10 protein-coding genes are annotated in these 13,340 nt (G+C 72.3%); 5 read left to right on the top strand and 5 right to left on the bottom strand.

Annotation, left to right across the window (positions count from 1 at the left end; translation table 11 throughout):
- Positions 1–193: 193 nt before the first annotated feature.
- From AB0F61_RS21860 to AB0F61_RS21840, 5 genes are all read right to left on the bottom strand, one after another.
- Positions 194–934 (bottom strand): GAF and ANTAR domain-containing protein, encoded by a 741-nt coding sequence (locus AB0F61_RS21860; protein ID WP_357812438.1) that lies wholly within the window; start codon positions 932–934, stop codon positions 194–196.
- A gap of 179 nt (positions 935–1,113) precedes the next feature.
- Complete coding sequence (gene secA2, locus AB0F61_RS21855) at positions 1,114–3,405, bottom strand: accessory Sec system translocase SecA2 (protein ID WP_357812436.1); 2,292 nt, start codon at positions 3,403–3,405, stop codon at positions 1,114–1,116.
- 74 nt (positions 3,406–3,479) lie between these two features.
- Complete coding sequence (locus AB0F61_RS21850) at positions 3,480–5,258, bottom strand: ABC transporter ATP-binding protein (protein WP_357812434.1); 1,779 nt, start codon at positions 5,256–5,258, stop codon at positions 3,480–3,482.
- Positions 5,259–5,310: 52 nt separating this feature from the next.
- Positions 5,311–6,399: a zinc-binding alcohol dehydrogenase gene (locus AB0F61_RS21845; protein ID WP_357812432.1), complete on the bottom strand. Its 1,089-nt coding sequence runs from the start codon at positions 6,397–6,399 to the stop codon at positions 5,311–5,313.
- A complete protein-coding gene (locus tag AB0F61_RS21840) occupies positions 6,392–7,402 on the bottom strand; it encodes a Gfo/Idh/MocA family oxidoreductase (RefSeq protein ID WP_357812430.1) in 1,011 nt (336 codons plus the stop codon). The genes AB0F61_RS21845 and AB0F61_RS21840 overlap by 8 nt, the downstream gene beginning before the upstream one ends.
- A 227-nt stretch (positions 7,403–7,629) precedes the next feature.
- Between AB0F61_RS21840 and AB0F61_RS21835 the strand changes: the two genes are divergently transcribed.
- From AB0F61_RS21835 to ctaD, 5 genes are all read left to right on the top strand, one after another.
- Positions 7,630–8,613 carry a glucosyl-3-phosphoglycerate synthase gene (locus tag AB0F61_RS21835; RefSeq protein WP_357812557.1) on the top strand — a complete coding sequence of 328 codons (984 nt, stop codon included), beginning with the start codon at positions 7,630–7,632 and terminating at the stop codon, positions 8,611–8,613.
- A 22-nt stretch (positions 8,614–8,635) separates the two neighbouring features.
- Positions 8,636–9,793 (top strand): glycosyltransferase, encoded by a 1,158-nt coding sequence (locus AB0F61_RS21830; protein ID WP_357812428.1) that lies wholly within the window; start codon positions 8,636–8,638, stop codon positions 9,791–9,793.
- Between the two features lie 121 nt (positions 9,794–9,914).
- Positions 9,915–10,361, top strand: a complete 447-nt coding sequence (locus tag AB0F61_RS21825) for a DUF4383 domain-containing protein (protein ID WP_357812555.1) — start codon at positions 9,915–9,917, stop codon at positions 10,359–10,361.
- Positions 10,362–10,470: 109 nt separating this feature from the next.
- Positions 10,471–11,199, top strand: coding sequence for an STAS domain-containing protein (locus AB0F61_RS21820; RefSeq protein WP_357812426.1), 729 nt, complete (start codon positions 10,471–10,473; stop codon positions 11,197–11,199).
- 124 nt (positions 11,200–11,323) lie between these two features.
- Positions 11,324–13,315: a cytochrome c oxidase subunit I gene (ctaD, locus tag AB0F61_RS21815; RefSeq protein ID WP_357812424.1), complete on the top strand. Its 1,992-nt coding sequence runs from the start codon at positions 11,324–11,326 to the stop codon at positions 13,313–13,315.
- Positions 13,316–13,340 lie beyond the last annotated feature (25 nt).

The raw sequence follows: 13,340 nt of genomic DNA, 5'->3' as shown, positions 1-13,340 counted from the left end.
CCGGTAACCGCGAAACGATGCCGCCCGACTCGCCGCGGGCAGGGAGAACGGGCACCCACGGCCGCGCCCCGTCGACACCGGACGGGTGATCGACTCGGTTTCCGGGGAACCGGGTCAACCACGGGCCCCGGGCACCCCGACTTCAGGAAGCCCGAGTCGATCAACGGCGGCCAGCGGCCCGAGCGGCCGACGGTCAGGTGTCGCGCTGGCGGGAGACCGTCCGGACCAGTCGCTCGGCCACCTCGCGAAGCGGGATGTCCAACGACGACGCGGCGGTCCGCAGCACCTCGAGGGCCTCGACCGGCGGGCACCCGCGCTGGGTCATGATCACGCCGATGGCCTGGCCCACCACCCCGTCCTGCAGCAGCGAGGCGTCCCGTTCCCCGGCGAGAGCGGCCTGTCGGCCACGGTCGCGGACGGCGGCCAGCAGCAGGCCGGCGTGTTCGGCGAGCAGCATCGCGGTCAACTGGTGTGGTGGGGCCAGTACGTCAGGCGAAGCGGCGTAGAGGTTGATCGCCCCGATCACCTGGTCGTCGATGTCGACCGGGGCCGAGATCACCCCGTGGACTCCGAGGTCACGGGCGCGCGCCGTCCAGACCGGCCAGCGTGGCTCACCGGAAAGGTCGGCGGCGAGGATCATCTCGCGGCGGTGGATCGCGCTCATCGCCGGCGAGTCCGGCCCGTGCCGCAGGTCGTCCAGGCCGGCCAGCCGCTCGTCGGAGGCGGCCACGCCGGCCGGTTCGCCGGCGCGCAGGGCGGTGAACCCGCACCAGCGCACGCCGGCCACCGCGTCCCGGGTGACCCGGACCAGCGCCAGCAACGCCTCATCGAAATCGGTCAGCGTGAGCAGGCTGGCGGTCAGCTCCCGCAACAGTGCGGCGGTTTCCAGGACGCCGAGACTCTGCACCACCGGTTCCCGCGTGTCGAGGTTCACCGGTTCGCAGCCTCCGTGCACCCTCGCGCCTGCCCAGCGGGCACCGTCACCTGTGTCATTGTCTGCTCTCTCCTGACTCAACCGATCAGCCCTACTACCCGGCGAAACCAGGGTCGAAACGGCGCAAATCGGGGCCCCTACCACCCGGACGCGCGGTGACAGGGGCCCGACTGCGGACGTCAGCGCGAGGCGCCGCTGAGCCGTCGACCGATCGAGGCGATCAGCCGGTCGAGTTCCGAACCGAACGGGTTGTCGTGCACCAGGTACGTCCAGGTCGCGGTGGGCCGGACCAGGGTGCCGTCGTCGGGCTGCCAGTCCTCATCGAATTCGGTCTCGTTGAAGGTGGCGATGGTGCGGGCCTCGATCTCCGGGATGAGGTCGTTGAACGCCGGCACGGCAGCCCGGTGGAACTCGTCAAGCGGGTCGAGTCGGCCCAGCGCGCGCAGGTGCACGCCCTCACGGACCTCCGACAGCTCCGCCAGGTGCTCGGCCCAGAGCCGGTCCAGGTGGAAGAGCGCGATCGACCGGGCCACCCGGGCGAGCAGGTCCTCGTCCATCTCGCTGGCCTTCTCCGGTGCCTTCTCCAGCAGCATCACCGCGGCCACGTCGCTGGTCAGCAGCCGCTCCCGGCGCGCGGCGAGAGCAATGCGCTGCTGCTCGATCACCACGCTGTAGCGCCAGGTGTTGCGGTGGATCTCGTGGTTGACGCCCTCGGCGACCCGCTGGGCGTGCTCCACCGCGTAGTCCACCTGCTCGTCGGTGACCAGACCGTCGGCGTTCATCCGTGGCGACGGCGGCACCGAGTCGGCGGCGTGTCGGACGACCAGGTCGTCCTCCAGGCTGACGAGGAAGACCGAACCGCCCGGGTCGCCCTGCCGGCCCGCCCGACCACGCAACTGGTCGTCGACCCGGCGGCTGTCGTGCCGGCCGCTGCCGATCACGTAGAGCCCGCCCAGCTCGGCGACCCGCTCCTGGTCGCTCTGGTCACTGCCGCCGAGCCGGATGTCGACGCCCCGGCCGGCCATCTGGGTGGAGACCGTCACCGCCCCGTACGCGCCGGCCTCGGCGATGATCGCCGCTTCCTCGTCGTCGTTCTTGGCGTTCAGCACCACGCAGGGCACTCCGGCCGCGTTGAGCCCGGCGGCCAGCCCCTCGGACTCCTTGACGTCAAGCGTGCCGATCAGCATCGGCCGCCCCTTGGCGTGCCAGCGCTGGATCTCGTCGATCAGCGCCTCGTCCCGCTCCGCCCGGGTGGCGTAGATGCGGTCCGGCTCGTCCTCGCGGATGCACGGGGTGTTCGGTGGGATCACCGCGACCTCGAGGCCGAAGAACTCCCGCAACTGGTCGCCGACCAGCACCGCCGTCGCGGTCATCCCGCACACCTTCGGGTACAGCGCGATGTAGGCCTGCACGGCGATCGTGCCGAGCACCTCGCCCTCGGCGGTGGCGTCCAGGCCCTCCTTGGCCTCGACCGCCGCCTGGAGCCCGTCCGGCCAGCGGCGGCGCTGGGCCACCCGGCCGCGCATCTCGTCGACCAGCTCGACCGAACCGTCCCGGACGATGTAATCCACGTCACGGTTGAGCAGGGCGTGCGCGTGCAGCGCCACGTGCACCGCGGAGAGCTGGGTGACGTGCTCCTCGTCGTACAGGTCGATGCCGAGCTTGGCCTCGATGGCGGCCAGGCCGGCGGCGGTGAACGCCACGCTGCGCCCGTCCTCGGCGACGGTGTAGTGCTTGCCCTTGCGCAGCCCGCGGACCAGCGCGGCGGCGGCGTGCACCGGGTCCTGCTCGCCCGGGACCGCGCCGGCGAGGACCATCGGCACCCGGGCCTCGTCGATCATGATCGAGTCGGCCTCGTCGACGATCGCGGTGCTCAGCGCCGGCTGCACCCGGTCCTCGACGTCGGTGACGAGCTGGTCGCGCAGATAGTCGAAGCCCGCCTCGCTCACCGAGACGTAGGTGACGTCGCAGGCGTACGCGTCGCGCCGCTCCTGCGGGGTGGAGGCCTCGTTGACCCAGCCCACGGTGAGGCCGAGCAGGGTGTAGACCGGCTCCATCCACTGGGCGTCGCGGCGGGCCAGGTAGTCGTTGATGGTGAGCACGTGCACCGGCCCGTTGCCGAGCCGGACGTGCCCGTACGCGGCGATCGTGGCGGTGAGCGTCTTGCCCTCACCGGTGGCCATCTCGGCGACCTTGCCGGACAGCAGCGACATCGCGCCGAGCAACTGCACGTCGTACGGCCGTTGGTCGAGGCCACGGCGGGCGGCCTCGCGGCCGACGGCGCAGATCTCCTCGTAGCCGACGGCGGCACCCGCGGCCTCGGTCAACTCGGCGTCGTCCAGCGCGGCCAGCTCATCCGCACGCGCCTCGATCGCCGGCAGCAGCTTCTCCAGCGGAGCAAGATCCACGGTCGAGCCGGGGCGCTGGAGGAACCGCCGGAACTTGCTCTTGAACCGTTGCGACACACCCATGAGCGGCAACGGTACGCGATTCCAGCCGGCTTGCGCGGCCCGGCCGCCGGCAAGTTGACACCGATCCGGCGGTGTCAGCCGACCAGTAGCTGATGGGCGGCGAGTTCCCGGTAGAGCGGGTCGGTGGTGGTCAGCTCGGCGTGGGTGCCGACGGCCACCACCCGACCGCCGTCGAGGACGACGATCTGGTCGGCGTCGACCACGGTGGCGAGCCGGTGCGCCACGATCAACAGGGTCCGGCGGACGGCCACCGCGTCGATGGCGCGGCGCAGCGCGACCTCGTTGCGCGAGTCGAGGTTGCTTGTCGGCTCGTCGAGCAGCAGCACCGGCGGGCTGGCGAGCAGCGCGCGGGCGATGGCCAGCCGCTGCCGTTCACCCCCGGAGAGCAGCACCCCGCCCTCGCCGACCTGGACGTCCAGGCCCTGGGCGGTGCGGTCGACCAGGTGGCTCAGGTTGACCTCGTGCAGAACGTCTCGCAGCCGGTCGTCGGTGGCGTCGGGGGTGGTGATCAGGAGGTTCTCCCGCAGCGTGCCGGCCAGCACGGGGGCCTCCTGCTCCACGTAGCCGAGCCGGGCCCGCAGCGCGTCGCGGGGCAGGTCCCGCACATCGCTGCCGTCGATCCGGACCGCCCCGGCGCTCACCTCGTAGAAGCGCTCGACAAGGGCGAGCAGCGTTGACTTGCCGGCGCCCGAGGGCCCGACCAGCGCGGTACGGGTGCCGGCCGGCACCGCGAAGCTGACGTCGCGCAGCACCGGCTCGCCGCCCGGATAGCCGAACCCCACCCGATCGAACTCGATCATCGGGGTGGGGCCGCGCGGGGTCGCCGTCGCGCCGGCCGGCGCGGGCCGGTCCGCCGCGCCCTCCGCCGGCACGGCCAGGATCTCCTCGATCCGCTGCAGGGCGCCCAGACCGGACTGCAACTGGGTGTACGCCCGCAGCACCTGGGCCAAGGGCAACGCCAGCAGGAACAGGTACATGACGAACGCGACCAGGTCGCCGACGGAGATCACCCCGGCGGCCACCCGCGCCCCGCCGATACCGAGGACCAGCAGGAACGCGCCCTGCACGGTGATCGACCCGATCGGCCCGACGACCGCCTGCACCCGGGCGACCCGCAGCCCCGCCGTGTACGCCTCCCGGGCGCTGTCGACGACGGCTTCGGCCTCCCGGGTCTCGGCGCGGCTGGCCCGGATGGTCCGGGCCGCCGAGATGGCCCGCTCCACCGCCGAGGTCATCTCGCCGATCCGCTCCTGGGCGGTGCGGGCCAACGCCCGGACCCGCCGGGCGAAGGTGGCCGCGAAGCCCAGCCCCAGCGCCACCCCGAGCAGGGTGATGCCGAACAGCAGCGGGTCGAGCAGCACCATGGCGGTGCCGGCACCGACCACCGTCACCGCCCCGGTGACCGTCTCGAAGAGCCCGGCGGTGACGACCGCCCGCAGCAGCGTGGTGTCCGAGCCGACCCGGGAGAGCAGGTCGCCGGTGCGCCGGCGGTCGTACTCGGCGATGGGCAGCCGCAGCAGGTGCCCGGCCAGCCGCCGCCGGGTGCCCAGCACCAGCCCCTCGGCGGTGCGTTGCAGCAGGTAGTCGCGGAGCCCGCCGATCGCCGCGGCGAGCACGACGAGGACCACGAGCACCACCACCAGCCGAGTGACGCTCTGGTTGGCGCCGATCCGGTCGAGCACCGACCGGGTGAGCAGCGGTTGCGCCAGCGACGCCGCCGCGCCGACAAGCGACAGCACGCCCACCGCGACCAGGGTGCCGACGTGCTCCCGCAGGTACGGCAGCAGCGCGGCCAGACCGACCGGCCGCTCCTTCGGGGTGCTGTCGACCGACCGGTCGCTCAGGGTGCTCATGCCGGGAACGGTAGCCCGCGCTGTCACCCGGCGAGCGCGCTCCGGCCCCGGGTCAGGCGGACAGCACCACCTGAAGTTCCTGGCGGCGACCGTCGGCCAGGTCGGTGAGCAGGGTCGGCGCCTCGTCGAACGGCACCACCGCGGAGACGAGGTGCTTGCGGATCACGTCCCCGTACGCCCGGAGCAGATCGACGGTTTCGGCGGAAAGCCGCTCCCGGTCCCAGGTGGGGGCGAGCCCGCGCGGCACCCGGCCGATCTGCGCGCAGCGCAGCGTCAGGCCGTTGTGGTGGAACTCCTCACCGAGCCGGACCGCGTCCGCCCCGCCCTGATAGAAGGCGAGGTCGACGACGGTGCCCTGGGGCCGCAGCAGCCGCAGGGCGAGCTGCAACGCCCACGCCTGCCCCCGGCACTGGAACACCACGTCGGCGCCCCGGTCGCCGGCGGTGTGCGCCCAACGGGTCTTGAGCACGACCGCCGGGTCGTCCGCGTCCGGGTCGAGGGTCTCCAGACCGAGCGACTCGGCGACGTGACGGCGGTGCGGGGTGGGATCGAGCACCACCACCGAGGCGGCGCCGTTGCGTCGGGCGAACAGCGCCGTCAGCAGCGCCACCACGCCCGCGCCGACCACGGCGACCCGTCGGCCGCGTACCCCGTCGCCGAGCCCGCGCACGTCGACGCCGTGCAGGTCGGCGGCGGCGTGCAGCAGACCGTTGGCGCAGATCGGGCCCATGTGCGCGACGTAGACGCCGAGCAGCGGGTCCAGGTCGTCGGGCAGCGCCACGAACCGCTCGGCCACCGGGTCGGCCCGCCAGCCGGTGCGGTGCCCGTACGTCATCGCGCCGACAGTGCCCACCGCGACGGCCGGGGTTGCGCTCTGCACCACCCGGCCGACCTGCATGTACCCCAGCCGGGTCACCGGGTACGGCGTGCTCGCCGCCCCCGGCTGGAACAGCCCCAGGTCGGCGTTCCAGGTGACGTTGAGGTAGGGGTTGGTGCCCTTGACGTAGCTCAGCTCGGTGCCGGCCGAGACGCCGCTGAACAGCGTCTCGACCCGGAACGTGCCGGGGCGCGGCGGCGCGGCGTCCTGCTCCACCAGCTCCACGCGGCCCGGACCGGTGACCACCACGACCTTGTCACGCATCGACTGTCACCCCCGTGCCGAGCAGCGCCGGCTGGCCCGGGGTGGTGAGCCGCACGGTCGCGCCGGTGCGGGCCGAGTCGGCCACGGCGAGGGCCAGCCGTTGGGTGGCCAGCGCCTCGGCGTACGGGACGCGGACGTCATCGCGGATGCCCCGCACGGCGTCGACGAAGGCGCGGTCCACCGCCACCCGGGCGGCGTCCGGGTCGGCGGGGACGTGTCGTTCCCCGTCGGCGTCCCGGATCGACAGACCGTCCTCACTCAGCGCGAGGGCCAGTCCGTCGGCGAGGATCTCCAACCCGGCGCGGTGCTTCCAGCCGAGCACGCAGGCGGCGCTGAGCGTGCCGACCGCGCCGTCGGCGAAGCGCAGGGCGGCGGTGGTCACCGAGTCGATGTCGGCGCCGTCCACCGGTGGCGGGGTGCCGTTGCCGTACGCGGTGACCTCGGTGACCTCGCCGGCCAGCACACGGATCAGGTCGAGCACGTGGGCGGCCTGCTCGACCACCGGGCCACCGGAGCGGTCCCGCCGCGACCACCACGCCACCGGGGGCACCTTGTCCAGCCAGGCGCCGCTGACCATCCGCACCGGACGATCGGCGAGCAGTTCGCGGGCCTCGTCGAGCACCGTCAGGTAACGCCAGTGGTGGCCGACCGCGGTGCGCAGCCCGCTGCGGGCGACCAGGTCGGCGATCCGTTCGGCCGTACTCAGGTCGACCGATACGGGTTTTTCCACGAACATCGGCACGCCGGCGTCGATCACGGCCTCCTCGGCCGGACCGTGCGCGAACGGCGGCACGCAGACGTAGACCGCGTCCGGACCGGTGTCCAGCAGCTCGGCGACGTCGGCGCAGGCTCGCCCGCCGTGCTTGTCCACCAGGGCGGACGCCGCCTCCGGTGTGACGTCGGTGACCGCCACCAGCTCGACGTCGTCGAACCCGGTCAGCACCCGCGCGTGCCGTTGTGCCACTCCGCCGGCTCCGACCAGACCCACCCGGCATACACGCATTCGGACACCCCTTCGAAGACAATTCATGTGCGTTGGGACCAGTCCCCCGGGGTGTGCGCAATCAAACGTTCATCCCCCGGGAACGCGGTCATGTCACCGTTGTGATCAAGCTGTTGCCTGCAAAGCGGTTAGAGCGTGATGGCGAATGGGAACAACCAATTTCGGTTTTTCCACGCACGAACGGAGGGGTGCCCGTGCGGGATACGACAACAAGCGTGTCACCGGTGGTGGAGGCGTGGGCCACGTACCGGACGACGTCGGCGGCGGACTGGCCGGCACGTCGGTTGCTGCGCGCCAAGGGAACGACCCGGGTCAGCGTGGTGCTGCCGGCCCGCAACGAGGAGGCCACCGTCGGCGCGATCGTGTCGACGATCCGGGAGCACCTGATGGATCGGGTCGCCCTGGTGGACGAGTTGATCGTGGTGGATTCCCGGTCGACCGACCGGACCGCGCAGGTGGCCCGCGCGGCCGGCGCGGAGGTGGTCAGCCAGGACGCGATGACCCGGGGGCTGCCCCGGCTGGCCGGCAAGGGCGACGCGCTCTGGGCCGGGTTGGCCGCCGCCGAGGGTGACGTGGTGGCATTCATCGACGCCGACCTGCGGGAGTTCCGCCCGCACTTCGTCAGCGGGCTGCTCGGCCCGCTGCTTACCGACCCGTCCGTCGATTTCGTCAAGGGCTTCTATCACCGTCCACTGGTGGGCACCGCGAACGTGGAGCAGGACGGCGGGGGCCGGGTCACCGAGCTGATGGCCCGACCGCTGCTCAACCTGTTCTGGCCCGAACTGGCCGGCTTCGTGCAGCCGCTCGCCGGCGAGTACGCGGGCCGCCGGGACGTGCTGGCCCAGGTGCCGTTCGTCTCCGGGTACGGGGTGGAGACGGCCATGATGATCGACCTGCTCGACCTGGTCGGCCTGGACGCGATGGCGCAGGTCGACCTCGGTGAGCGCAAGCACCGACACCAGGACACGGCGGCCCTCGGCCGGATGTCCGCCCAGATCATGTTGACCGCCTGGTCCCGGTTGCAGCGGCGCGGCTGGGCGACCCCCGGGCTGACCCCGGAGGCGGTGCTCACCCAGTTCCGTCGCGGTGGCTCCGACACGCTGCCCAACCTCGACCGGGAGATCGTGGTCAGCGACGTGTCCATCGAGGAGCGCCCACCACTGGCCGAGCTGCGCCACCGGGTGCCCCGTCGCCGGGTTGCCGCCGCGTGAGCGGCAGAAAGGGACGGGCACGATGAGCCTGACCGTGCTGATGAACGCCGGCCCGTGGCTGTCCGTGCCGCCGCCCGGCTACGGCGGCATCGAGAACGTGATCGCCACACTGGTGCCGGAGCTGCGGCGACTCGGCGTACGGGTGGTGCTCGCCTCGGTGGGCAGCAGCACCCTGCCGGTGGACGAACAGGTGTCGGTCTTCGCCGACGGGCAGTTCGCCGCGTTGCAGCGGCCGTACAACCAGGTCTGCGGGATCGCCCAGGCGCACCTGGCCGGGGTGGTGCGGGAGCTGCACTCCCGTGACGACATCGACCTGGTGCACGACCACGTGGAGGCGGTGGGGCTCGCCACTCTCGCCGCGATGGGTCCCGCCGGCCCGCCGACCCTGCACACCCTGCACTGGGACCTGGCCAAGCATCCGGCGCTCTACGGCGGTCTGGACGGCGGCGACCGGGTCCGGGTCAACGGCGTCTCCGCGTCGCAGTTGGCCCGCGCTCCGTTGGCGTTGCGGGAGCACTCGGTGGGACACGTGCACCTGTCCACCCCGCTCGCCGTCGACGCCGACCGGCGGCCCCGGCCGGAGAAGGGCGAGCACCTGCTCATCCTGGGCCGCATCAACCCGGGCAAGGGGCAGGACGTGGGCGCCCGACTCGCGCATCGCGTCGGTTTCCCGCTGGTCCTGGCGGGCCCGGTCGGCCCGTATCACCGGCCCGCCGATCTCGCCGCGGCCGGCGACGAGGCCCGGCAGAACCCGGACGTGCGGTTCTACCTCGACGAGGTGGCGCCCCACGTCGACGGCGATCTGGTCCGCTGGATCGGCACCGTGGCCGGCCAGGAGCGGGACGACCTGCTCGCCAGCGCCCGCGCGTCGCTGTTCCCGCTGCGCTGGGAGGAGCCGGGCGGCACGGCGGTCGTCGAGTCGCTGGCCCTGGGCACGCCGGTGGTGGCGACCGCCCGGGGCTGCCTGCCGGAGCTGATCGAGCACGGCCGCACCGGGCTGCTCACCACCGACGAGGAGGAGTTGGGCGACCTCGTCCTCGCCGCCGAGTTGCTCGACCCCGACGAGTGCCGGCGGGTCGCCGCGCAGCGGTTCACCCCCGCGATCATGGCGCAGCGCTACGTCGAGCTGTACGAGCGGGTTCGCCACCTGGCCAGCGCGCCGAGGCTGCTCCCGGCCTGATCGGCGACACGGCCGGACCGACGCGCCGCCGGACCGGCGGCGCGGTTTGGCGGTGGCGGCAGCGGGTAGCCCGGCAGCCTCATGCCCGCCGCGCAGCGAGGAGCCGGTGATGGTCGGACCGATGGCGCACTCCCGGGCGCGCCCCAACCCGGCCGACGGCAAACCGCCGGTGCGCCGCGCGGCGACCTCGGTGGGGGTGCTGTTCCTGCTGGTCGGCGCGCTCGGCTTCGTGCCGGGGATCACCAGCGGCACGGACGCCCTGCGCTTCGCCGGCCACGGCTCGGGCGCGTACCTGTTCGGCGTCTTCCAGGTGTCGGTGCTGCACAACCTGGTGCACCTGGCGTTCGGGGTGGCCGGTCTGGCGCTGGCCCGGACGGTCAGCGGCGCCCGGACGTTCCTGATCGGCGGTGGCGCCGTCTACCTGGTGTTGTGGCTGTACGGGCTGGCGGTGGACCACGACACCGGGGCGAACGTCCTGCCGGTCAACGACGCCGACGACTGGCTGCACCTGGGGCTCGGCCTGGGCATGATCGCGTTGGGCGTCGGCACCGGCCGGCACCGTCGGTGACCTGCTGTCTCGGGGCGTGACCTGGCTCGCCTCGCCGCCGATCCCGTTTGACGCGGCAGGGCCTCGGGTAGTTGGCAGATCCCGACCCAGCAGCGAATCGAGGGCGCCGATGTCCAGCCGGATCACCTGCGACGTGCGCACCACGGCACCGGTGGCGGTCGTCCGGCTCAGCGGTGCACTGGACCTGAGCACCATGCGGTCGGTGCACCGGGCGCTCAACGGCGCTCTCGTCGAACAGACGGAGGCGCTCGTGGTCGACATGGCCGAGGTCGACGTTCGCGACCGGCTGGCGCTGTCGGTCTTCGCCGCGACCGCCCGCCGGGCCGAGGAGTGGCCGTCCGTGCCGGTCGTGCTCTGCGCCCCGTCGCCGGTGGCCGCGCGGTGGTTGGCCGAGTCGACCACCTGCCGGGTGGTTCCGGTGTCGCCGGACTGCGCCGAGGCGACCCGGGTGGCCGGCGCGACGTCCACCTTGCGGATGCGGGCCCGGCTGGAGCCGGTGGCCGGGGCCTGCCGGCGGGCCCGGGACCTGGTCACCGACGCGTGCGCGCGGTGGAACCTGCCCGTCGCGTCGGGCCCGGCCGCGCTGGTGCTCAGCGAACTGGTCGGCAACGTGGTCCGGCACGCCGGCACGCCGATGCAGGTGACGGTGACCCTGCGTCGGCCGTACCTGCACCTCGCGGTGGTGGACGGCAGCAGCGCCGAGGCCCGGGCGGGTGGGACGGACCTGCACGCCGAGGGTGGACGAGGGCTGCTGCTGGTGCGGGAGCTGACCCAACGCTGGGGCAGCGTGCCGGCCGGCCCGGGCAAGGCCGTCTGGGCGATGCTGCCGGCGACCTGAGCGTCCGGGGTGCTTGCGCCGGTACTGGCGATCTGACCGAAATTACCGCTCTGGACTGGTTACATGGGGAGAGGGTCGGGTAGGCACGCCCGTCCTTTCTGCCGTCACGACGGGGTGAGCAACCATGCCCAAGCGGGTAACCACGGAACCCGGTCGCGATCGGGGCCCGGCGATCCTGGCTCCGGCCCGCTTCGGGGGCTTCCCCGGAGCGGTACGCACACCGGTCCCCGGCAACTCGTTGATCAAGTTCCTCGCCACCACCGACCACAAGCAGATCGGCCTGCTGTATCTGCTGACCTCCTTCGCCTTCTTCCTGTTGGCCGGCCTGGAGGCGATGGTGATGCGGGGCGAGCTGGCCCGCCCGGGGATGCAGTTCCTCTCCTCCGAGCAGTACAACCAGCTCTTCACCTCGCACGGCGCGGTGATGCTGCTGCTGTTCGCCACGCCCGCGGCCTTCGGGTTCGGCAACTTCATCGTGCCGATCCAGATCGGCGCGCCGGACGTGTCGTTCCCCCGGCTCAACGCGCTGGCCTACTGGCTGTACCTGTTCGGCGGGCTGATGGTGGTCGGCGGCTTCCTCACCCCGCAGGGGTCGGCCGACTTCGGCTGGACCGCCTACACCCCGCTGAGCAGCGTCGAGAACTCCCCAGGGGTGGGCGCGAACATGTGGGTGCTCGGTCTGGTGGTCTCCGGGCTCGGCACCATCCTCGGCGCGGTCAACCTGATCACCACGATCCTGACCCTGCGGGCGCCCGGCATGACCATGTTCCGGATGCCGATCTTCACCTGGAACATGCTGTTCACGAGCGTGCTGGTGATCCTCGTCTTCCCCCTGCTGGCCGCCGCGCTGCTGGCGCTCTCCGCCGACCGGTTGCTCAACGCGCACGTGTACGACGCGGCCACCGGTGGCCCGATGCTCTGGCAGCACCTGTTCTGGTTCTTCGGCCATCCCGAGGTGTACATCATCGCGTTGCCGTTCTTCGGCATCATCACCGAGATCATCCCGGTCTTCTCCCGCAAGCCGCTCTTCGGCTACACCGGGATCGTGCTGGCCACCATCGGGATCACCGTGCTGTCCATGACGGTCTGGGCGCACCACATGTTCGCCACCGGCCAGGTGCTGCTGCCGTTCTTCAGCATCCTCAGTTACCTGATCGCCGTACCCACCGGCGTGAAGTTCTTCAACTGGATCGGCACCATGTGGAAGGGGCAGCTCACCTTCGAGACGCCCATGCTGTTCGCCATCGGCTTCCTCGTCACGTTCCTGCTCGGCGGCCTCACCGGGGTGCTGCTGGCCAGCCCGCCGGTCGACTGGCACACCCACGACAGCTACTTCGTGGTGGCGCACTTCCACTACGTGGTCTTCGGCACGGTGGTCTTCGCCCTCTTCGGCGGCTACTACTTCTGGTGGCCCAAGATGACCGGGCGGCTGCTCGACGAGCGGCTCGGCAAGGCGCACTTCTGGACCATGTTCATCGGCTTCCACGGCACCTTCCTGGTGCACCACTGGCTGGGCAACGAGGGCATGCCGCGCCGGTACGCCGACTACCTGCCCACCGACGGCTTCACCACGCTCAACACCGTCTCCACGATCTTCTCGTTCATCCTCGGCGCGTCCACCCTGTTCTTCCTCTACAACGCGTGGAAGTCCTGGCGGTACGGGGCGGTGGTGACGGTGGACGACCCGTGGGGCTTCGGCAACTCCCTCGAATGGGCGACGAGCTGCCCGCCGCCGCTGCGCAACTTCGACCGGATGCCCCGGATCCGCTCCGAGCGGCCCGCCTTCGACCTGAAGTACGGCCCGCTCGTCGCCGATCTGGGCCGGGACCTGCCGCAACGCACCACGAAGCCGCCGCAGCACTTCGCCGAGGAGCTGCGGACGGAGCACCACGTCCCGGAGTCGCCGGCCGCCGAGGGCGCGCACGGCGCCCGGGATGCGACCGACTTCCAGCCGGCGCCGCAGTCCGGTGCCCGGCCGGTGGACGTGCCGGAGCCCGAGGGCGTCCGCCGGCCGAGCTTCGAGCAGAGCGACGCGCCCAAGGACGCCGAGGACGCGCCGAAGCCGCACGAACGCTGGCGGCACCCGCACAGCGACGGCGACCCCGAGCAGCACTGACCGGCGTACGCGCGGAGGGCCGACA

The organism is Micromonospora sp. NPDC023888 (assembly GCF_040639415.1).
In the GTDB taxonomy this organism is placed as follows: Bacteria; Actinomycetota; Actinomycetes; order Mycobacteriales; family Micromonosporaceae; genus Micromonospora.
The sequence above is the reverse complement of the archived record's forward strand: the minus strand, read 5'-3'. Positions and strand labels throughout refer to the sequence as shown.